Origin of the sequence: Marinobacter sp. R17, from assembly GCF_003789045.1 — a bacterium.
GTDB lineage: Bacteria > Pseudomonadota > Gammaproteobacteria > Pseudomonadales > Oleiphilaceae > Marinobacter_A > Marinobacter_A mangrovi.
Window position 1 is genome coordinate 174,653 of sequence record NZ_RHGZ01000001.1, and the last position, 18,277, is coordinate 192,929.

22 protein-coding genes are annotated in these 18,277 nt (G+C 61.4%); 11 read left to right on the forward strand and 11 right to left on the reverse strand.

Annotation, left to right across the window (positions count from 1 at the left end):
• Positions 1–5: 5 nt before the first annotated feature.
• Together EB809_RS00790 and EB809_RS00795 are read right to left on the reverse strand one after the other, a co-directional pair.
• Complete coding sequence (locus EB809_RS00790) at positions 6–641, reverse strand: NAD(P)H-dependent oxidoreductase (RefSeq protein ID WP_123632666.1); 636 nt, start codon at positions 639–641, stop codon at positions 6–8.
• A 42-nt stretch (positions 642–683) separates the two neighbouring features.
• A complete protein-coding gene (locus EB809_RS00795; protein ID WP_223807755.1) occupies positions 684–1,640 on the reverse strand; it encodes a DMT family transporter in 957 nt (318 codons plus the stop codon).
• Between the two features lie 107 nt (positions 1,641–1,747).
• Between EB809_RS00795 and EB809_RS00800 the strand changes: the two genes are divergently transcribed.
• On the forward strand, positions 1,748–2,242 hold the full coding sequence (locus tag EB809_RS00800; RefSeq protein ID WP_123632667.1) for a MarR family winged helix-turn-helix transcriptional regulator: 495 nt from the start codon (positions 1,748–1,750) through the stop codon (positions 2,240–2,242).
• Here EB809_RS00800 and EB809_RS00805 read toward each other — a convergent pair.
• Positions 2,239–2,667: an Lrp/AsnC family transcriptional regulator gene (locus EB809_RS00805; protein WP_123632668.1), complete on the reverse strand. Its 429-nt coding sequence runs from the start codon at positions 2,665–2,667 to the stop codon at positions 2,239–2,241. The two genes, EB809_RS00800 and EB809_RS00805, sit on opposite strands and share 4 nt — an antisense overlap.
• Positions 2,668–2,842: 175 nt before the next feature.
• Between EB809_RS00805 and EB809_RS00810 the strand changes: the two genes are divergently transcribed.
• Genes EB809_RS00810 through EB809_RS00820 form a run of 3 tightly spaced genes read left to right on the forward strand, consistent with a single transcriptional unit; the run spans position 2,843 to position 6,007 of the window.
• Entirely contained in the window at positions 2,843–4,063 is a 1,221-nt protein-coding gene (locus EB809_RS00810) for an aspartate aminotransferase family protein (RefSeq protein WP_123632669.1), read from the forward strand.
• 20 nt (positions 4,064–4,083) lie between these two features.
• The gene (gene astA, locus EB809_RS00815; protein WP_123632670.1) at positions 4,084–5,211 is read left to right on the forward strand and encodes an arginine N-succinyltransferase; all 1,128 of its coding nucleotides are present in this window, start codon (positions 4,084–4,086) and stop codon (positions 5,209–5,211) included.
• Positions 5,201–6,007 carry a DUF1338 domain-containing protein gene (locus tag EB809_RS00820; protein ID WP_123632671.1) on the forward strand — a complete coding sequence of 269 codons (807 nt, stop codon included), beginning with the start codon at positions 5,201–5,203 and terminating at the stop codon, positions 6,005–6,007. Before astA ends, EB809_RS00820 begins: the two co-directional genes overlap by 11 nt.
• A 60-nt stretch (positions 6,008–6,067) precedes the next feature.
• Here the strand turns inward: EB809_RS00820 and EB809_RS00825 are convergent, their stop codons facing one another.
• Positions 6,068–6,763, reverse strand: a complete 696-nt coding sequence (locus tag EB809_RS00825; RefSeq protein WP_190294792.1) for a PEP-CTERM sorting domain-containing protein — start codon at positions 6,761–6,763, stop codon at positions 6,068–6,070.
• A gap of 347 nt (positions 6,764–7,110) precedes the next feature.
• Between EB809_RS00825 and EB809_RS00830 the strand changes: the two genes are divergently transcribed.
• Positions 7,111–7,680 (forward strand): DUF5615 family PIN-like protein, encoded by a 570-nt coding sequence (locus tag EB809_RS00830; protein ID WP_123632673.1) that lies wholly within the window; start codon positions 7,111–7,113, stop codon positions 7,678–7,680.
• On the opposite strand, the gene EB809_RS00835 is transcribed toward EB809_RS00830, so the two are convergent.
• Positions 7,665–8,165, reverse strand: coding sequence for a gamma-glutamylcyclotransferase family protein (locus tag EB809_RS00835; RefSeq protein ID WP_123632674.1), 501 nt, complete (start codon positions 8,163–8,165; stop codon positions 7,665–7,667). The genes EB809_RS00830 and EB809_RS00835 overlap by 16 nt on opposite strands.
• 105 nt (positions 8,166–8,270) lie before the next feature.
• Between EB809_RS00835 and EB809_RS00840 the strand changes: the two genes are divergently transcribed.
• Complete coding sequence (locus EB809_RS00840) at positions 8,271–9,101, forward strand: AraC family transcriptional regulator (RefSeq protein WP_123632675.1); 831 nt, start codon at positions 8,271–8,273, stop codon at positions 9,099–9,101.
• Positions 9,102–9,147: 46 nt separating this feature from the next.
• A complete protein-coding gene (locus tag EB809_RS00845) occupies positions 9,148–9,753 on the forward strand; it encodes a LysE family translocator (RefSeq protein WP_123632676.1) in 606 nt (201 codons plus the stop codon).
• 7 nt (positions 9,754–9,760) lie between these two features.
• Here EB809_RS00845 and EB809_RS00850 read toward each other — a convergent pair whose 3' ends face one another.
• Together EB809_RS00850 and EB809_RS00855 are read right to left on the reverse strand one after the other, a co-directional pair.
• A complete protein-coding gene (locus tag EB809_RS00850; protein ID WP_123632677.1) occupies positions 9,761–10,714 on the reverse strand; it encodes an HlyD family secretion protein in 954 nt (317 codons plus the stop codon).
• A 2-nt stretch (positions 10,715–10,716) separates the two neighbouring features.
• On the reverse strand, positions 10,717–11,061 hold the full coding sequence (locus tag EB809_RS00855) for a DUF3302 domain-containing protein (RefSeq protein WP_123632678.1): 345 nt from the start codon (positions 11,059–11,061) through the stop codon (positions 10,717–10,719).
• 391 nt (positions 11,062–11,452) lie between these two features.
• Here EB809_RS00855 and EB809_RS00860 point away from each other — a divergent pair, with 391 nt between their 5' ends.
• Together EB809_RS00860 and EB809_RS00865 are read left to right on the forward strand one after the other, a co-directional pair.
• Positions 11,453–11,788 carry a cupredoxin domain-containing protein gene (locus EB809_RS00860; protein WP_123632679.1) on the forward strand — a complete coding sequence of 112 codons (336 nt, stop codon included), beginning with the start codon at positions 11,453–11,455 and terminating at the stop codon, positions 11,786–11,788.
• A gap of 9 nt (positions 11,789–11,797) precedes the next feature.
• On the forward strand, positions 11,798–12,628 hold the full coding sequence (locus EB809_RS00865) for an FTR1 family protein (RefSeq protein ID WP_123632680.1): 831 nt from the start codon (positions 11,798–11,800) through the stop codon (positions 12,626–12,628).
• Between the two features lie 60 nt (positions 12,629–12,688).
• On the opposite strand, the gene EB809_RS00870 is transcribed toward EB809_RS00865, so the two are convergent.
• Positions 12,689–13,381, reverse strand: a complete 693-nt coding sequence (locus tag EB809_RS00870; protein ID WP_190294793.1) for a VIT family protein — start codon at positions 13,379–13,381, stop codon at positions 12,689–12,691.
• A gap of 469 nt (positions 13,382–13,850) precedes the next feature.
• Between EB809_RS00870 and EB809_RS00875 the strand changes: the two genes are divergently transcribed.
• Entirely contained in the window at positions 13,851–15,305 is a 1,455-nt protein-coding gene (locus tag EB809_RS00875; RefSeq protein ID WP_123632682.1) for a catalase, read from the forward strand.
• Positions 15,306–15,383: 78 nt separating this feature from the next.
• Here the strand turns inward: EB809_RS00875 and EB809_RS20900 are convergent, their stop codons facing one another.
• Positions 15,384–15,542, reverse strand: coding sequence for a hypothetical protein (locus tag EB809_RS20900; RefSeq protein WP_190294794.1), 159 nt, complete (start codon positions 15,540–15,542; stop codon positions 15,384–15,386).
• Between the two features lie 210 nt (positions 15,543–15,752).
• On the opposite strand from EB809_RS20900, the gene EB809_RS00880 reads away from it, so the two are divergent.
• Positions 15,753–16,676, forward strand: coding sequence for a LysR family transcriptional regulator (locus EB809_RS00880; RefSeq protein ID WP_123632683.1), 924 nt, complete (start codon positions 15,753–15,755; stop codon positions 16,674–16,676).
• A gap of 2 nt (positions 16,677–16,678) precedes the next feature.
• Here EB809_RS00880 and EB809_RS00885 read toward each other — a convergent pair whose 3' ends face one another.
• Complete coding sequence (locus EB809_RS00885) at positions 16,679–17,080, reverse strand: hypothetical protein (RefSeq protein ID WP_123632684.1); 402 nt, start codon at positions 17,078–17,080, stop codon at positions 16,679–16,681.
• Between the two features lie 67 nt (positions 17,081–17,147).
• Positions 17,148–17,933: a 3-methyl-2-oxobutanoate hydroxymethyltransferase gene (gene panB / locus EB809_RS00890; RefSeq protein ID WP_123632685.1), complete on the reverse strand. Its 786-nt coding sequence runs from the start codon at positions 17,931–17,933 to the stop codon at positions 17,148–17,150.
• Positions 17,934–18,277: the final 344 nt, after the last annotated feature.

The window sequence follows — 18,277 nt, forward strand, 5'->3', positions numbered from 1 at the left end:
CCTAATCAGCTGATCGACAGGATGGTGCGCTCCCGGGGCCAGCGCACCTTCTTCAGGCCAGCGAGCCAATCCGTCTCCGTGTCCCGGTAGCCCAGAGCGACGAGGACGACACCGTGCAGGCCCCGATCGCGGAGTCCGAGCACCGCATCCAGCGCCACCGGGTCGAATCCTTCCATAGGCGACGCATCGACCTGTTCCAGGGCCGCGGCGCTCAGGACGGTGCCCAGGCCAATGTAGGCCTGGCGTGCGGCCCACTCAACCCGCTGCTCGGGCGTGCGCTGTTGCAGGGTGCCTTTGATCATGTCCCGATAGCCAGAGAGTTCGGCAGGATCGACGTCCCGCTCGGTGGCAATCCGCTCGATCAGCTCATCCACATGGGCTTCCTCAACCGGATCCCAGGTGGCGAATACCAGCAGGTGGGAGCACTCGGTGACCTGCGGCTGGTCCGCAGCCTTCTCCCGGATAGTCGCCTGCAGGGCCGGATCATCCACCACCAGCACCGTGTAGGGCTGTAACCCGAAGGACGACGGCGCCAGATGGGCCGCATCAAGGATGCGCGCCACCTTGTCTGCCGGCACCGTGTGGCCGTTCATACGTTTGGCGGCGTAACGCCAGTTGAGAGCGTCGTAAAATGAAGACATGGTGATGACTCCTGTTGTCTTGGTCTGGACCGTCTTTATGGATCAGGAACCGGCCGCTTTGGCGGTGGCCGAAGGAGAGGCCGGCCGGCGCGCGGCGCGATGGAAAACCACGGTGCCGGCCGCCACGAGCCCGCCGGCCAGGGCCAGGTTGGGCGGCGTCGCTTCACCCAGCGCCAACACGGCGATCAGGGTGCCCACCACCGCGGCAACCGTGCCTATCTGGCTCAGGTAGACGGGACCGGCCAGTTTCTGCAGTACGAAGTAAAAGAAATAAAGGATCGCGAAAACGAGGATTTCCACGCCCAGCAAACCCAGCATGGTCGAAGACCGGAACAGGTCGTCAAACGCCCCCGGTTCCGTAGTCACGGCAAACGGCAGCAATGCCATCGCCGCACCGAAAAGCATGATGGCCGCCAGGAAAATGGGCGATGTGCCGGCCGGCCAGCGCAGGGTCCGGTAGATATTGCCAATGGCGAGTGCAATCGGCATGGCCAGGATCAGTACGGCCCACACCGGGTCGCCGGCGCTGCTACCCGCCTTGGACAAAGCCAGGATCACGCCGCCCACGAGCGCCAGAATGACGCCAATCAGCCGCTGGACACGCAGGCTCTCCATACCCAGCAGGACGGCCATAAGCCAGGTAATCAGGATCGGAAACGCGAAACTCAGCGAAATAAACCCGGCGCCGACGTGGCGCACGGCCAGGAACCCCAACGCATTCGGCAGGGCCATCAAAACGCCGGTCACGACGGCGTACTCCAGGGTCCGCCGGTTCACCGGCATCGTCTGGCCCTGCAACGCGGTCAGCGCCGTGAGCAGCACACCCGCGCCAACCAGACCCAGCATGAGAAACGTCAACCGTGGCGCCCCGGCATCATCCGCCAGTTTGGCCATGACCAGCGACAGCGCCAGAAAGGTCCCCACCAGCAACAGACAGCCTAAGGCATACAGCCCCTGCCGCTCAGCCGACTTGTGTGACTGCATCACCTTGGCCATCATTGTCCTCCAGTGTCTTGCCATCAAGATGAAAACGATCAACTATCTCGAAACAAAGTATCTTTACGTCGAGATAAATTTATCTTAGCACCAAGATAAAAAGAGGCGCAATGAGTCGAGTAAAACTCGCCACCGAGCAGTGGCAGAAAGAAATGCCGGAACTGGACCTGCTTCCCATGGAGCTGTTGGGCCGACTGGGCAGCGCGGCTCGCCAGATCACGCGAGATTACCTGGAGCCCTTCTTCAAATCACACGGGCTGCATCAGGGGGAGTTTGATGTTCTGGCGACGCTGCGCCGGTCCGGCCAACCCTACGCACTGGGACCCACGCAGCTTTTTGAGGCCCTGATGATTTCCTCAGGCGGCATGACCAACCGGCTCGACCGGCTGGAAAAGGCAGGACTGATCCGCCGCTCCCCCAACCCCGAGGACCGGCGCGGTATGCTTGTGACACTCACCGATGAGGGTCTGGCGCTGATTAACCGGATCGTGCCCCTGCATGTGGAGAATGAGGCACGCGCGCTGGAAGGGCTGACCCAACAGGAGCAGGCGCGGCTCAATGAACTGCTGGGCAAGCTGATCCAGGGCATGGACAACGCGGGCTAACGACGGAACTTCGTTTCCAGTACCACCGCGGAGTTGGTGCGCTCGACCCCCTCGAGGTTGCCGATTTCATCGAGCACGGCACTGAGCTCTTCCAGGGACTGGGCCTGGACGATGGCGATCAGGTCGTATTCGCCGCTCACGGAGAACAGCTGGGCGACGTGGTGGATCTGCTCCAGCGCCGTATTGGTCCGCGCCGTCAGCTTCTGGCGCACCTTGATGGACACATGCGCCTCCACCTGGTTCTCCGAGTAGGCCCGGCCCACATCCAGCGAATAGCCCTGGATCACCCCACTCGTCTCCAGTCGGGCAATGCGGTTCTGCACCGTGGATCGGGACAGCCCCAGTGACCGGGCCAGATCGGACACGCTGGTCCGGGCGTTCTGGCGCAACAACATCAGTAGTTTCTGGTCCTGCGGACTGATCACAACGCCACCACCCCTCACAATTCGCCACATTTTATCGTCAATTTGACAGATTCTCCCACTGATTCGCCCGTTTTGAAACTGCAAAATGACATTGGGCCCATCCATAATGAAGCCACTGATTCATGGGAGTCTTTAACACCACTCCCGAAAGCCCTGATTCGCAAAAGGTTTACACATGCAAGTATCCCGCGCTTTGTTCGATGACGTGATGGTTCCCAACTACGCCCCGCCCGCCGTGATTCCGGTGAAAGGGCAAGGTTCCCGCATCTGGGACCAGGAAGGCCGCGAGTACATCGACTTTGCCGGCGGGATTGCCGTGAACTGTCTGGGCCATTGCCACCCGGCCCCGGTCAAGGCCCTGCAGGAGCAGAGCGAGAAGGTCTGGCACCTGGCCAACGTGATGACCAATGAGCCGGCCCTGCGCCTGGCCAGGAAGCTGACCGACGCCACCTTTGCCGAGCGCGTCTACTTCGCCAACTCCGGCACCGAAGCCAACGAAGCGGCCCTCAAGCTGGCCCGTCGCTGGGCGTTCAACGAGTACGGCGAGCACAAGGACGAAATCATTTCCTTCGAGCGCAGCTTCCACGGCCGCACCTTCTTTGCGGTCAGCGTGGGCGGCCAGAAGGCCTACTCCGACGGTTTCGGGCCCAAGCCCGGCGCCATTCGTCATACGGTTTTCAACGACCTGGCCAGCCTGGAAGCCGTGATTTCCGACAAGACCTGCGCTGTCATGATGGAGCCGCTGCAGGGCGAAGGCGGCATCATCGATGCGGATCCGGCGTTCATCAAAGGCGTGCGCGAGCTGTGCGATAAACACAACGCGCTGCTGATCTTTGACGAGGTCCAGACCGGCGTCGGACGCACCGGCCATCTGTACGCGTATATGGATACAGGCGTCACCCCGGACATCCTGACGTCCGCCAAGGCCCTCGGTGGCGGCTTCCCGATCGGCGCCATGCTGACCACGGCCGAGATCGCCAGCCACCTGAAGCCGGGCACCCACGGCTCCACCTACGGCGGTAACCCGCTGGGCTGCGCCGTGGCCGAAGCCACTTTCGACACGGTCAACGACGATACCCTGCTGGCCGGCGTGCGTGTCCGCAGCGAACAGTTCAAGAAAGGTCTGGAAGCCATCAACGCCCGCTATGGCATCTTCAAGGACATCCGCGGCAAGGGCCTGCTGATAGGCGCCGAGCTGATCGACGAGCATGCCGGGCGCGCCAAGGAAATCCTCCAGGCCGGCCTCAAGGAAGGTCTGCTGTCGCTGGTCGCCGGCGCTAACGTGGTTCGCTTTACGCCGTCTCTGGTGATTCCGGAGGCGGATATCGAGGAAGGTCTGGCCCGCTTCGAAGCGGCCATCGACTCGCTGTTTGGTTCTGTCGCCAAGGCCGGCTGACCCGACGCGGAGGACGCGCCATGATCATTCGCCCAATCGCTCATACGGATCTGGACGCCCTGGCTGAGATTGCCCGGGAGTCCGGGCCCGGCTTCACCTCACTGGTGGACGACCGCGATTTCCTGACGGCCAAGATCCAGCATTCGATCGACAGCTTCAGCCGCGACGTTGTTGAACCCGGTGACGAAGGCTATCTGTTCGTGCTGGAGGATCCGGACACCGGCGATATCCTGGGTACCACCGGGATTGAAGCGTCCGTCGGACTGGACAGCCCACTCTATCACTACCACAAGAGTCAGGTGGTCCATCACTCCCGGGAGCTGGGGCTGTTCAAGCGCGTCGACGTGCTGAACATGTGCAACCACTACACCGGCTGTTCGGAAATCTGCACGCTGTACCTGCGCCCGCAGTTCCGCCGTCCCAATGCTGGCAAGTTGTTGTCCAAGGTTCGTTTCCTGTTCATGGCCCAGCATTCAGCCCGTTTTTCCCAGACCGTCATTGCCGAGATGCGCGGCATCTCCAGCGACAGCGGCGAATCACCGTTCTGGAACTGGCTGCGCCATCACTTCGTGGATCTAGAATTCGCCCAGGTCACCGAACTGGTGGGCGCCGGCAACAACGGATTCATTGCCGAGCTGATGCCCAAGTACCCGCTTTACACGCACCTGCTGAGCCCCGAGGCCCAGGCGGTGATCGGCGAGGTGCATGACAAGACGCGGCCAGCACTGAAGATGCTGGAAGCGGAAGGCTTCCGCCACAAGGGCTATGTGGACCTGTTCGACGCCGGCCCCACAGTCGAGGCCGAGCTGGACCAGATCCGCAGCGTCGCCCAGTCCAGTGAGTGCACGGTGCAGGTGGTTCAGTCTGATACCCCCGTCCTGCAGCACGGCGGTGATCTATTGTCGATTGCCAATACGCAAGTGGCGGGATTCCGCGCCACACTGACAGAACGGGCGATCCATCACCCCCAGCACGGATTACTTCAGGTGCCGGCCGACCTGGCCCGCGCCCTTGATCTGGAAGACGGCGCCAAGGCCCGCTGCGTGACGCTGGCCAGCCGTGCCCACAACAAGACAACCGGACGTGCGACAGACACCGACAATGCGTCGCAGGCCCAACTTCAACAGGAGCTTCGATATGCACTCTGATCGCGACACCCTTTTCCAGAATCTCTGGGACAACTACCGCGAGGTGACGCCGTCAGCCGAGGAAATCCATCGCCTGCTCGGTGGCACCCAGGGCAGCGAGATCATCAACGATCACATCGCGCTGCGGACCTTCAACCTGGGAAAAGTGAACCTGGACAAGCTGGCCGCCCACTTCCTGAAGCTGGGCTACCGGGAAGGTCAGGAATACCACTTCGAAGCCAAGAAGCTTTACGCCAAACACTACGAGCATGACGATCCGACCGCGCCCAAGGTGTTCATCTCCGAGCTGCTGGTGGAGAAATTTTCGCCCGAGCTGCAGGCTGTCGTGAAGGATCTGGTGGAGAAAGTGGATCCCGAAGCGGTCACCGCGGACAACTTCCTCTACTCCGGTACCCACTGGCAGGTGGATTACGCCACCTACAAGCAGCTGCTGGCCGAGAGCGAGTACGCGGCATGGGTAGCCGCCTGGGGTTATCGCGCCAACCACTTCACGGTCAACGTGAACCAGCTGGAGAAGTTCCGCACGGTTGAGGAAATCAACCAGGCGCTGAAGGACGCGGGCTACACCGTCAACAGTTCGGGCGGGGAAGTAAAAGGCTCTCCGGAAGCGCTGCTGGAACAGTCCTCGACCATGGCGGACCGGGTTGAGGTGCAGTTCAGCGATCGCACCGAGGTCATCCCCAGTTGCTTCTACGAGTTTGCCCGCCGCTATCCCAGGCCGGACGGTCAGCTCTACAGCGGCTTTGTCGCCGCGTCGGCGGACAAGATTTTCGAAAGCACCGACGCCGGCATGTAAAAGCATCCCGCCAACGAAAAAGGGGGCCCGAGGGCCCCCTTTTCATTTCCAGTCAGGACATCACGCCTTGCGACGCCGGGACATGCCAATGCCTGCCAGGCCAAGGCCCAGCAACGCAACGGTGGCAGGCTCCGGTACGGAAGCTGTGGAAATGCTGGCAATGCCATAATCGCTCTGGTTGTTACAGCTGCCAGTACCGCAAGTGCCTGCGGTCGCTGTATAGGTGAGTGACGACAAGAGCGTATTGCCAAACAGGGCGCCCAGATCCACGGTACCGGCTGTCGCAGACGTTGCTTCACTTGCACCCAGGATGAGTGACGTCATATCGACGCCATCGATCAGCAGCGACAGGATGGTGTCATTGGCACTGGTATAGGTGTTGGTGAGCACCGCTGTGCTGGTGTCTGAAGAACCGAAGAAGTTCGCCGTGATGGTCGCCACTTCCTGGTAGTCCCCGAACTCCGGGCCGTCGTATAGAAACGCCAATGTCGTGCCCGACAAAACAAATCCGGAACTGGAATCAGCCGTAATGCTCTGGCCGATATCAATTTCGTTCCCACCGGCACCGGAGGTGACACCAGCACCTTCAACGCCAGCAACCGTTTTGAGGCCCAGTGAGCCGCCGCTTGAAGAGAACGTCAGACCACCAGATGACCCTGATACGATATCTGATGCGCTGATGTATGCCGCTGAAGCCGGACCAGCCAGAAGGCCAGAACAGACGACTGCTGCGGCAAGAGGTGCACGCAGTTTCATAGAAACACTCCTTCCTGGAAACATGGGATTCGCACTTCCAGTATGCGAATCCGGTGCCAACACCCCAGCCGCTTGATATGAAAGGAGTTAATGCTTCATGACGGGTTACCATGTAAACAATCTCGACGTCGCTTTTGGCAACATAAAGCAGCGCCGACGACGCCGCGACAGGACAGAGATAACCTCCGCTATTGCCGATAAATGCTTGGCGAAACGAGAGACGGGAAGCAATACTGGGTTGTGGGGAGTTCGGTTTTAAGGGCCATCGCCCGTAAAAATCGCCATCGGGTTGGGTCAGCAGGCTGTTAACCGGATGGAACAACCGACAAAGAAATCGACGGTCCATTATGAAAACTGCGAAAACACCGTGGATAGAAGGCGCCTTCTGCCCGCTGGAGACACCGCGTTTCCTGTGCGATGAGATGCTGCGGGGCTTTGGCGAATGGCTGCGGGTGGCCGGCTACGACACCACCTCACCCACCAGCGGCACCCGCGATCGCGACGTGCTGGAAACCGCCGTCGACGAAAACCGCTGGCTGATCACGCGGGACCGGGAGCTGCTGCTGCATCGCAACGCTCCGCAGTACGTGCTGTTGCTGGAAAGCAACGGCATGGAATCCAACTTCCGGGAACTGACCCGGCTGCTGAACCTGGACTGGTTACACGCGCCCTTCTCCCGCTGCAAACGCTGCAACACCCCACTGCGCCCCGGCCCATTGCCCGACGATACGCCGGAGATCGACGACAAGCGGGTCTTTTGTCACTGCCCGGGCTGCAAGCATGTTTATTGGGAAGGCAGCCACGTCCGCCGGATGCGCGGCAAGCTGCTGCGATTCAATCGCTGGCGTCATCCCCGGCGGTTTTTGCCGGCCACCAGCCCTCTGAACGGAGCCCTGCCTCGCTATCTGACGGAGTAGATGGCCAGTTCACGCTCTCGCCGTTTGTCGTCGGCATCCTTGTCGACCGCTATCGCCTCGATCCGCGCAATGTACGACTCCGGCAGCGCATGCTCCTGAGCGCCCACGAGTACATGGTGGCGATACCAGTCTAAAGGACGCAGCGACGGGTCGATGTCCGTGGCCACGTAGAGCCGTACCTCCAGCTCACGCCCCTCGTTCGTCCTGGCTGTGGCAACGGCCTCCTCATAACCTCCGCCGACGCCTTCGATGCGGTCCAGACGGCGCTTGTCACGCTCGGGAATGTCATAGACCACGCCATGCAGCCGGTCCGCAGGGTCGCCGGTCCAGAGCGCATCGCACTTGGCCGAGCCGTCGCGGCGACTGCGCTTGTGGAAACAGAGTCGATAGCCCTCGATGGCGGCAACGGTAACAAAACGGGCCGCGGGAATGCGTTCGAGCAGCCGGGCCCGGGACATGTTGGAACCATAGGCAAAGCAGAGCACGCTTGATCCTCTCCTGGTCAGCATTGCGCAATATTGTCCAAGCACGGCTTTTCCGGCGACGATATAGTGGTCTGCATAGGCGATTCACACGCCGGAGAGACAGCCGTGGAACAGGACAGCCAATTCCAGTTTATCAAGAGCCGCCATTTGCCGGAGGTCACCGCCCTCCAGGCCGAAATGGACGGGTTCACCTACGACAAGCACGCCCACGAGGAATATGCCTTCGGCGTCACCCTGAGCGGTCGCCAGGACTTCTTCAGCAACGGGCAGTTCCACAAAAGTCCGCCGGGCAACATCATCCACCTCAAGCCGGAAGAGGTGCACGATGGGCACTCTGGAGTCGAAGAACCGCTGAGCTACGTGATGCTGTACGTCCACCCACGCCAGATCGAGCCGCTGTTTGCCGATGCCGCCGGCGTGCAGCGCATCGACGACGTTCGTATGAGCGAAACCCTGGTGCAGGATCCAGTCCTGCGTCAACACATCATGGAGCTGGTACGGCTGATTACAGATAACGTCGGCAGCCGCATCGAGCAGGAACACGCCCTGTTGCGCATTGCCTCCCGCGTGGTGCAGCGGGTCGGCCACTACGAACCGGACGAGCTGACACGCCGGGCCGACGCCTTGCTGCAACGGGCCAAAGATTTCATCCACCACCACGTGGATGCCGACCTGTCCCTGGAGGACATCAGCGACGCCGCCAACCTGTCGAAATACCACTTCCTGCGGCTGTTCCGGCGCCAGTTCGGGATCACGCCTCACCAGTACGTGATCAACTGCCGCATCAACGCCGCCCGGACCGCGCTGGAAACCGGCGAGCCACTCAACGACGTGGTCTACCGCTACGGATTTTCGGACCTGAGTCATTTCAACCGCCGCTTCAAGCGGATCTACGGTATGACGCCGAAGCAGTACCAGAGCAGCATCCGCCGCTAAACCCGGGCCTCCACCCAGACTCAAAAGCTCGATCCAGGGGACACTGATGATTGAAATCTTCGCCTATGCCATAGGCGTGATGTACACGCCTGGGCCTGTCAATCTGCTGGGCCTCAATGCCGGCCTGAACGGTCAGTTCCGCGCGGCCACCGGTTTTTATGTGGGGGTTGGCAGCGCCATGCTGATCCTGTTCCTCACGTTTGGCTGGATCGGCTCGGCGTTTGTGGGCGGCAACGTCTTGCTGGTCATCAGCCTGGCAGGTTGCACGTACATCATCTACCTGGCCATACGCCTATTGCGGGCCAGCGTGCACGTGGAAGAGAACGCTGGCGAAGCACGGGCCCTGGGCTTCCGGGACGGACTGGTGATCCAGCTGCTCAACCCCAAGGGCGTCGTCGCGACACTGCCCATCGCCACCATCCAGTTTCCCGGCGCCGGCATCCATGGCGTTGGCGTGGTGATCTGGTCGGGCGTTCTGGCCCTGCTCGCTATCGGCGCCCCCGGCAGCTACGCCCTGGCCGGCAGCGTTCTTGGACGGCGCATCACCCGACCGGCCGTGTTTCGCTGGTTTAACCGGGTGATGGCCCTGCTGTTGCTCTACGTGGCGGGGGCGATTGGCTATGACTTCGTCTACCGCCCCCTGCTCACCTGACGGGGCACTAGTGGAACGGGAACAGGTAATTCATCCACGCCGACATCCGCAACAGGATCTTGCGCATGATCGCCACATGATGGAAATGATCGCTGTAGACCGCCATCTGGCCGTAGGCGCCGCCGGGCAAGTGCTGGCGATACTTGTCGAAGGCCGGGTCGGTGATACGCACGCGAACCGGGACCCGGCCCGGGCCGGCCGGGTCGGTCTGCAGGTTTCCGGAAGGTTGTAGCTGACCTTCGGCCAGTATGGGCAGCACGGTATCCACCTCGCCAGAAAACACCTGGCCGGGAATCCCGTCGAACGCCACTTCCGCCTCATCCCCGACTTCCAGCCGAAGCAGACTGTTCTGGCGGAACCAGCCGGTGAAGATGTCGGCTTCCTGGTGGACAAAGATCAGCGAGGGCCGCAGTGGCAGGTTGACTGCCATCATGCCCGGCCGCAGGAACAACTGGGACACATAACCACGAGTGGGTGCCCGCACGACGGTCTCGTCGAGATCGTAACGGGCCGCAACCAGTTGACTGGACAGGTCATCGACCTGCGCCCTGGCCAGATCCTGGTTACGTTTCGGACCGGCACCGGTCCTCGCCAACTGGGTCGCCCGATCCAGATCCATCTTCGCCGACTTGAGCTGGGCTTCCAGCGAAGCCACTTTGGCTTCAAACGGCGTGGGATCGATACGGAACAGCACATCCCCTTTCTCAAGCAGAACATTCGGGGAGGCGTCCACACTGACCACCCGGCCCCTTACCGAGGGAATCATCGGCGTTGTCAGTTCATATTTGCGCGCCCGCTCCGAATAGGGATGGTTGTAGTTCATTAACATGATCATCGCGCCAATCAACAAGACGCCACCCAGCACCGCGGTCGGCACCGTCCACTTGTTCAGCGGCACCCGGAAAACCTTGAATATGAAGACGCAAATGGCGGTGTAAGTCAGAATCAGCAGCAAGTCCATGATCAGTCCTCCCGCTGCCGGTCGCCGGACTGCGACTCAAATCGTTCCAGACGCTCGCTGAGCTCGGCCACACGGGCCTCAAGATCAGCCAGGTGACTGTGATCGGAACGCCCATCGCTGAACCCCCACCCCCGGTCGGGCCGGTACAGCGACGCCCATATCCAGAGGAACGGCCAGATCACGTGAAGCGTCAGCAGGCTGACCCAGCCCGCAATGTGTATGGCGTCCTGATGCGGGTGGTTGCGGTGCTTGGCAATGTCGTAGGGGATATCGTGAATTGCGATGATGCCGTAGAACAGGACAATCACGACGAAGAACAGAAGGAACAGGGCAATATAGTCGAGCATAATCAACTTCCTTGGTTGACCGACGGCCACAACCCCCCCTGGCCGTTCTTACGGAGCCTCTTGTAGGCCCCCTAAAAAGCGTAGCAGCATTTACGCCAACCGACGGACATTCCGGACGTTTCCCGCCAGACAGCGCCTGCCCCCCTCTTCGTTAAGCGATCCCCGACTGCAACAACCCACAAGAAGTTGATCCAGATCATCCTCAAAAAACCTTAATGCGAATAATTTCGTTTAGAAATGGTGCACAATTCTCTTTATCATTGATGATCATTTCTGCAACAATTCGGGGCCGCCGGCCCGGCAGCCGCCCTTCGCGCCACATGAGCGCGGAAGTCAGCAGCCATCGTCATGGGCCGACCAACCGCTATCGTTATTTCCGGGAGACCACTGAATGCTGAACCGTACCCTCTCAGCCGCCGCCATCCTGCTCGCAACACTGGTTGCCCTGCCTGCTGCTGCGGACATCAAGACCTATAACATCGAGCTCAAGGATGGTCAGCTGACGCCCAAAACGCTGAACGTAGCGGCGGGCGAGCGCTTCAAGCTGCAGGTTCAAAACAACGGCCAGGCACCCGCCGAGTTCGAAAGCAAGCGCCTGCGCCAGGAGAAGATCCTGGTTCCCGGCGCCAACTGGGCAGTGGTGATCAAGCCCCTGAAAGCCGGTGAATACGACTACTTTGACGAGTTCAACCTGCCGGAAGCCCAGGGCACGCTGATCGCAGAGTAAGGAACCGACATGGAACAAATTATCTTTGTCGTCTGGAGAGAGAGCATCGAGGCCCTGCTGGTCGTCGGTATCCTCTACGCGTGGCTGCGCCAGGCCGAAGTGGCCGGGGCGATGCGCTACCTGTGGTTCGGCGTGGGCGGCGGTATCCTGTTCGCCATCGCACTGGCCGCGGCCCTGCTGGGGATCCAGCAATTCCTGGGGGATGTCGGCCAGGAAATCTTTATGCTGCTGATGATGCTGGTCGCCACCGTGCTGATCGTACAGATGGTGCTGTGGATGCGGGAGCATGGCCGGCACCTGCACAGCCATCTCAAGAACGAAACCCAGCGGGCGCTGGAAGACCGGACCTTCTGGTCCATCAGCATCCTGGTGGCCATTGCCATTGGCCGTGAAGGCTCGGAAACGGTGATTTTCCTCTACGGCATGAGCTATGCCCAGCAGACCGCCCAGGACTGGCTCGGTTTCGCCGGTGCCGTGGCGGTGGCCCTGGTTTTGGCCGGTTTCACCTATTACCTGCTTCAGGCCGGCCGTCGCTGGATGTCCTGGAAGCACTTCTTCCGCTTCACCGAAATCATGCTGCTGTTGCTGGCCAGCTCGCTGTTGCTGTCGGCCGTGGATCGCATGATTGGCCTGGGTTGGGTGCCCACCGGTATCGACCCGCTGTGGGACACCTCTGCCGTGCTCGACGATACCAGCCGCTTTGGCGGTGTCGTATCCGCATTGACCGGCTACCGGGCCTATCCGGCACTGACCGACGTCGTCGTGTGGCTGGCGTTCTGGGCCGGCATTTTCGGCCTGTTCCGTCTTCAGCGCCGGCAACAGGCGCCCGTCACTGCCTGATCCAGGCCGTCTCACCGGCCTGCCTGCGAAACTTTCTCGGGCAGGCCGGGAGCTTTCAGACTACGCCGACACGCCAAACAGCAGCCCCACCGCAGCCGTCGCCGCCATAGCCAGCGCACCCCAGAAGGTCACCCGGGCAGCCGCCTTGCGAATTGACGCGCCGCCGGCCCGGGCCGACAAGGACCCCAGCAGCGCCAGGAAAATCAGCGACGCCAACGGCACCCCCCAGCCGAGTCCCGCCACCGGCATCAGCCAGACCACCAAAAGCGGCAGGAAAGCCCCCGCCGCAAACGTCGCGGCTGAAGCCAGCGCCGCCTGCACCGGGCGGGTCGTATAGGCGGCGCCCTCAATACCCAACTCATCCCGCGCGTGGGCCGCAAGGGCATCGTGCTGCATCAATTCAACAGCCACCTGACGGGCCAGCTCCGGGGCCAGCCCCCGGCCTTCATAGATCTCCGCCAGCTCGCGGATTTCCTCCTGGGGTTGGTGGGCCAGCTCATACCGCTCCCGACGCAGGTCGGCCCGTTCAGTATCCGCCTGGGAGCTGACCGACACATACTCGCCCGCCGCCATCGACATGGCCCCCGCCACCAGCCCCGCCACGCCGGCAATCATGATCTGTTGTGACGATGCCCCGGCGGCCACGAACCCAAGAATCAGGCTCGCAGTGGAGACGATCCCGTCATTGGCACCCAAAACGGCGGCCCTAAGCCAACCAATCCGACCACTGCGATGCTTTTCACGATGCCTCACCGACACCTCCTCCTGTACCAACCACCGGATCTGGCCCCACGCTCGTCACGTCCGCTGCCGAACGAACCCGGCCAGTCCGACTTCATGATGAGATTTTTATATCCATCCTATTAAATATCACCGAAGTTCCTGTCATCCAACGCCTACCGTGCCCGGCGACACAACGTCGGATCGACTGTCGCGGAAGGCCTGCCACGCAGACCTCTTTCGAGTTGGGGAAAGTCCAAGGAGAGAGCGAGGATGACACCCCAAGTATGCACCTTGACGCGTGCCTGCGGCACCAGCAAGCATGGGCCCGAGCTGTAAGGGGTGTGGTCCACACTGACCGAGCCATTTCACCATGGCCAGCCACACCTCCCGGTCAGGAGCGGTCGATCCGCCAATCCGTCGCCCGGCGGACGCGTTATTTTGCCGGGCCTGTCTTTGCGTGACGGAAGCCGCTTCAACACGATGAAAAGGAGACCTCACGATGACGAGTAAGGACCAGAAACCGACAACGACCGATGCCGGTATTCCTGTCGCCAGTGACGAACATTCCCTGACGATTGGCCCGGACGGCCCGATCGTGCTGCACGACCACTACCTGATCGAGCAGATGGCCAACTTTAACCGCGAGCGCATCCCGGAGCGCCAGCCCCACGCCAAGGGTGGCGGTGCCTTCGGCTATTTCGAGACCACGGAAGATGTCAGCCAGTACACCAAAGCGACGGTGTTCCAGAAAGGCACCAAGACCGATCTGGTGATTCGATTCTCCAGCGTGGCCGGTGAGCGCGGCAGCCCGGACACCTGGCGCGATCCCCGCGGTTTTGCGGTGAAGTTCTACACCAGCGAGGGCAACTACGACATGGTGGGGAACAACACGCCGGTGTTCTTCGTGCGCGATCCGATGAAATTCCAGCACTTCATCCGCTCACAGAAACGCCGGGCCGACACCAACCTGCGCGACCACGACATGCAGTGGGATTTCTGGAGCCTGTCACCGGAGTCTGCCCACCAGGTGACCTGGCTGATGGGCGACCGGGGCATTCCCAAAACCTGGCGCCATATGAACGGCTACTCCAGCCACACCTACATGTGGGTCAACGCCCAGGGCGAGAAATTCTGGGTGAAATACCACTTCAAGACCGACCAGGGCATCCAATGCCTGACCCAGGAAGACGCCGACCGCCTGGCCGGTGAAGACGGGGACTACCATACCCGGGATCTCTACGAGGCGATCGAGCGCGGTGACCATCCCAGCTGGACGCTCTACATGCAGATCATGCCGTTCAAGGATGCAGAGACATACCGCTTCAACCCGTTCGACCTGACCAAGGTGTGGCCCCACGACGACTACCCGCTGACCAAGGTGGGCCGGCTGGTCCTCAACCGTAATCCGACGGATTACCATACCGAGATCGAGCAGGCCGCGTTCGAGCCGAACAACCTGGTCCCGGGGATCGGCATCAGTCCGGACAAGATGCTGCTGGGCCGGGTGTTTTCCTATGCCGACGCCCATCGCGCGCGCTTGGGCGTCAACTACAAGCAGATACCGGTGAACTCGCCCAAAGCGCCGGTACATGCCTACACCAAGGACGGCGCGATGCGGATGCAGAACGCCACTGATCCGGTCTACGCCCCGAACAGCAAGGGCGGCCCAGTGGCCGACGGAGAGCGCTACCCCACGGACTCCACCTGGGAGACCAGCGGCGATATGGTCCGCGCCGCGTACACGCTGCGCAAAGACGATGACGATTTCGGACAGGCCAATGCCCTGATCAACCAGGTGATGGACCAGGCGGCCCGGGACCGTTTGGTGTCCAACGTGGTCGGGCACATCAAGGGCGGAGTAAAAGAGCCCGTGCTGTCCCGCGCTCTGGACTACTGGAAGAAGATCGACGCCGAAGTTGGCGCCCGGATTGAACAGGGCGTGAAGGAAAACTGATCGTTTGACTGAACCACCGCCAGGCGTCCCGGTCAGGGGCGTCCGGCGGTCAACACCCGACCTTTACGGCATAACGCATCAGGCTTTCCAGAACGGCTTGTAGGCTTCCTCGACCAACGACCCGATGGGCAATCCTACGTCCAGTTCGGCCCGTGTGGTATCGATCTCCCTCAACTGCCCGCGCAGCCGGGCACGCGTCCGGTAACGCCGGAACCATTCCCGCAGCACACGCCCCACTCGAACAGACCTCGGCAGCGGCCGGCGGAGTACGTCAGAACTCCCGACCTCCATAGGAGGAATAAAAACAGTTTCAGTGCGTCTGGATGTCGCAGTTTGCATGATAAATACCTCCAGGAAATATGAATTGAGGCCGGCCGGTAAATGCCATTAAACTGCGATAAAGATGGGGTATCTATCAGTCTTTCTGAAAAGCGGCGTTCGTAAAATATGAACATAAAACTCGATAAGCTACGTTCATTCGTGCTGGTGGCCGACGAAGGTAACCTGACCCGCGCTGCCAACCGGCGCCACACGACGCCATCGGCGGTCAGTGAACACCTGCGTCAGTTGGAGGATCACTTCGGGCTGGCCCTGTTCGAACGCAACACACGCGGGATGGCCCTGACGACCGCCGGTCGCAAACTGCTGGCACCGGCGCGCCAGGCGCTGATGCAGGTGGCGGAACTGGACGAGATTGCCCGGGCGCTGCGCTGCGAACAGCCCGAGCCGCTGTCGTTCGCCCTCAACGCACCGCCGGAATATCTGAAGGTGGATCAACTGCTGCGCTCGGTCGCGCGGGACCTGCCGGAAATCGCACTGGAACTGGCCACCAGTTCATCATTCGTGATTCGTGATCAGGTGAAAGCCGGTGAGCTCGACATGGGCTATGCCTACGGCGATTACGCCGACGACCAGGTGCTTGGCCTGCGTCTGGCACCCATTCGCGTCAGTGTGGTGGGCCCACTGGAAGGCAGCCGCGAACGCTTCCCCACCGAGTTCGCTGAACGCAGGGCCCTGCCCTGGATCTGGCCCGCCGGCCACTGCCCGTTGGCCACCATGCTGCCTGACATCCTCGGCGGCGGCCGGGAGCAGGCCAACAACATTTCCTCGTCGATTGATGAACTCAGCACCCTGTCGATGATCCGGGCGGGTCTGGGGTATGGGCTGGTGGAGCATGAACTGGCCAGTCACTGGGCCGATCGAGGCAGCGTGCGGGTCTATTCCGAACCCCGCCTGAGCATCAACCTGAGCTTGCTGGTGCGTCGGGATCGGGTGGATGAGCCGGCGATTGCGGCTGTCATCGCCCTGGTCAAGCAGCTATGGCAGGAGGCCAGCGTCCCGCAAACGACGGCGACCGAAACGGTGAGCTGACGCTAACGGTCGCGCCCGATTCCCTGCAGACGCCCCACCAGAACCGGCGCGCACAGCATAAACAGCAGCCCCAATCCCATCAGTCCGCCCTGGGCCAGATCGTAGTCGGCCTTGATCGCTTCCGGCGGCACGTCGAGCGCCAGGCCCAGCGCCCATTCAAAAACAAGCGTCAGCAGCACCCAAACCAGCCCGGCGAGGAGCTGCCGGGACATCGTGATCACCTGCATCCAGCGCAGCAGGAACCAGGTGATGGCAAAGATAACGACGCAGCCCACCACCACGCCGATCTGATGGGCCATGACGGGGCCAATACGGGGCGTCAGAAACACTTCCCGCAGCGCGCCGCTGACGGATTCGGCGGCGATAATCAGTAACCAGACCACAACCACCCGGTTCCAGCGCATGGTGATCGCTGCTCCTTGTGTGAAGCCGATGTGTGGGCGGGCTGGGAACCGGCCCCGGATTAATCCACTAGCGGCTACCGGTGCCGGTGAACCGGATGATGTTATTGGGAAATTCCCGCGAGGCGACTTCATCCCGGAAGTCTTTCGCCACCTGCAGGATGGTGTCGCTGACGTGCGCGTACTGCTTGGAGAACGGCGGCCAGTAATCCCCCAGCCCCAGCGCATCGTTGATGACCAGCACCTGGCCGTCGCAGTCCGGGCCGGCGCCGATACCGATTGTGGGGATCCGCAGTTCGGCGGTAATGCGGGTGCTCAGGTCGTAGGGCACGTGCTCGATCACCACCATGAACGCGCCGGCATCCTGGATATCCCGGGCTTCGTCGGCAATGCGTTGGGCGTCTTCGCTGGTGCTGCCGACCTTCTTGAAGCTGGTAGCCGTTTGCGGCGTCAGGCCGGTGTGACCGACCACGGCAATGTCATGGGCCACAAGGTGGGCAATCACATCCAGTTTCGGCCCCTCCAGCTTGATGCTGTCGGCGCCGGCTGCAATCAGCCGCCGGGCGTGGATCAGGGCCGTGGCCGGGTCTTTGTCCGTCAGGTACGGCAGATCACCGATAATATGCGTGTCTTTCGCGCCACGGCGCACCGCTCCGATGTGATACTCCATATGCTCGATGGTCACATCCCGGGTGCTGTCGAAGCCCATCTCCACCATTCCGACGGTATCGCCGACCAGGATCACAGGCACGCCCGCCTGCTCGATCCCGCGGGCCACCGGGCAGGTGTAGGCGGTCAGCATGGTGATCGGCTCAACGCCCTTCATCGCCTGAAAATCTGTGGGAGTCTGTTTCATCGGTTGCTCCTTTCTCGGTTAAGCGCCGTTTCGACGCACTCTTGAGAACCTGTTGCAAAGGCTCAGGGGGCGTAGGTTGGGCTGACGCAGGAAGCCCAACAATAAGCGGGCAACAGACGTTCCCCTTATCCCGGACATGCTTGGAATACGGCTATTTACAACCCGCTTGGCGACCCTTGAATTGGATGAGATCGGCCGCAAACCCGGCTTGTTGGGCTTCCTGCGTCAGCCCAACCTACGGCGCTCACTACGCTCCTACAATACCGTCATAGGCTTGAGACTGGCCTCACCTTACGACCCTTCACTCAAATATGGAACCTCTCGATACAGGCCAAATCATTCGC

Coding starts and splice junctions, on each gene's coding strand:
- panB (WP_123632685.1), bottom strand. CDS start 17,933: ATGAAACAGACTCCCACAGATTTTCAGGCGATGAAGGGCGTTGAGCCG.
- EB809_RS00850 (WP_123632677.1), bottom strand. CDS start 10,714: ATGGACTTGCTGCTGATTCTGACTTACACCGCCATTTGCGTCTTCATA.
- EB809_RS00795 (WP_223807755.1), bottom strand. CDS start 1,640: ATGATGGCCAAGGTGATGCAGTCACACAAGTCGGCTGAGCGGCAGGGG.
- EB809_RS00860 (WP_123632679.1), top strand. CDS start 11,453: ATGCTGAACCGTACCCTCTCAGCCGCCGCCATCCTGCTCGCAACACTG.
- EB809_RS00830 (WP_123632673.1), top strand. CDS start 7,111: ATGAAAACTGCGAAAACACCGTGGATAGAAGGCGCCTTCTGCCCGCTG.
- EB809_RS00845 (WP_123632676.1), top strand. CDS start 9,148: ATGATTGAAATCTTCGCCTATGCCATAGGCGTGATGTACACGCCTGGG.
- EB809_RS00865 (WP_123632680.1), top strand. CDS start 11,798: ATGGAACAAATTATCTTTGTCGTCTGGAGAGAGAGCATCGAGGCCCTG.
- EB809_RS00875 (WP_123632682.1), top strand. CDS start 13,851: ATGACGAGTAAGGACCAGAAACCGACAACGACCGATGCCGGTATTCCT.
- EB809_RS00810 (WP_123632669.1), top strand. CDS start 2,843: ATGCAAGTATCCCGCGCTTTGTTCGATGACGTGATGGTTCCCAACTAC.
- EB809_RS00800 (WP_123632667.1), top strand. CDS start 1,748: ATGAGTCGAGTAAAACTCGCCACCGAGCAGTGGCAGAAAGAAATGCCG.
- astA (WP_123632670.1), top strand. CDS start 4,084: ATGATCATTCGCCCAATCGCTCATACGGATCTGGACGCCCTGGCTGAG.
- EB809_RS00820 (WP_123632671.1), top strand. CDS start 5,201: ATGCACTCTGATCGCGACACCCTTTTCCAGAATCTCTGGGACAACTAC.
- EB809_RS00880 (WP_123632683.1), top strand. CDS start 15,753: ATGAACATAAAACTCGATAAGCTACGTTCATTCGTGCTGGTGGCCGAC.
- EB809_RS00790 (WP_123632666.1), bottom strand. CDS start 641: ATGTCTTCATTTTACGACGCTCTCAACTGGCGTTACGCCGCCAAACGT.
- EB809_RS00885 (WP_123632684.1), bottom strand. CDS start 17,080: ATGCGCTGGAACCGGGTGGTTGTGGTCTGGTTACTGATTATCGCCGCC.
- EB809_RS00825 (WP_190294792.1), bottom strand. CDS start 6,763: ATGAAACTGCGTGCACCTCTTGCCGCAGCAGTCGTCTGTTCTGGCCTT.
- EB809_RS00855 (WP_123632678.1), bottom strand. CDS start 11,061: ATGCTCGACTATATTGCCCTGTTCCTTCTGTTCTTCGTCGTGATTGTC.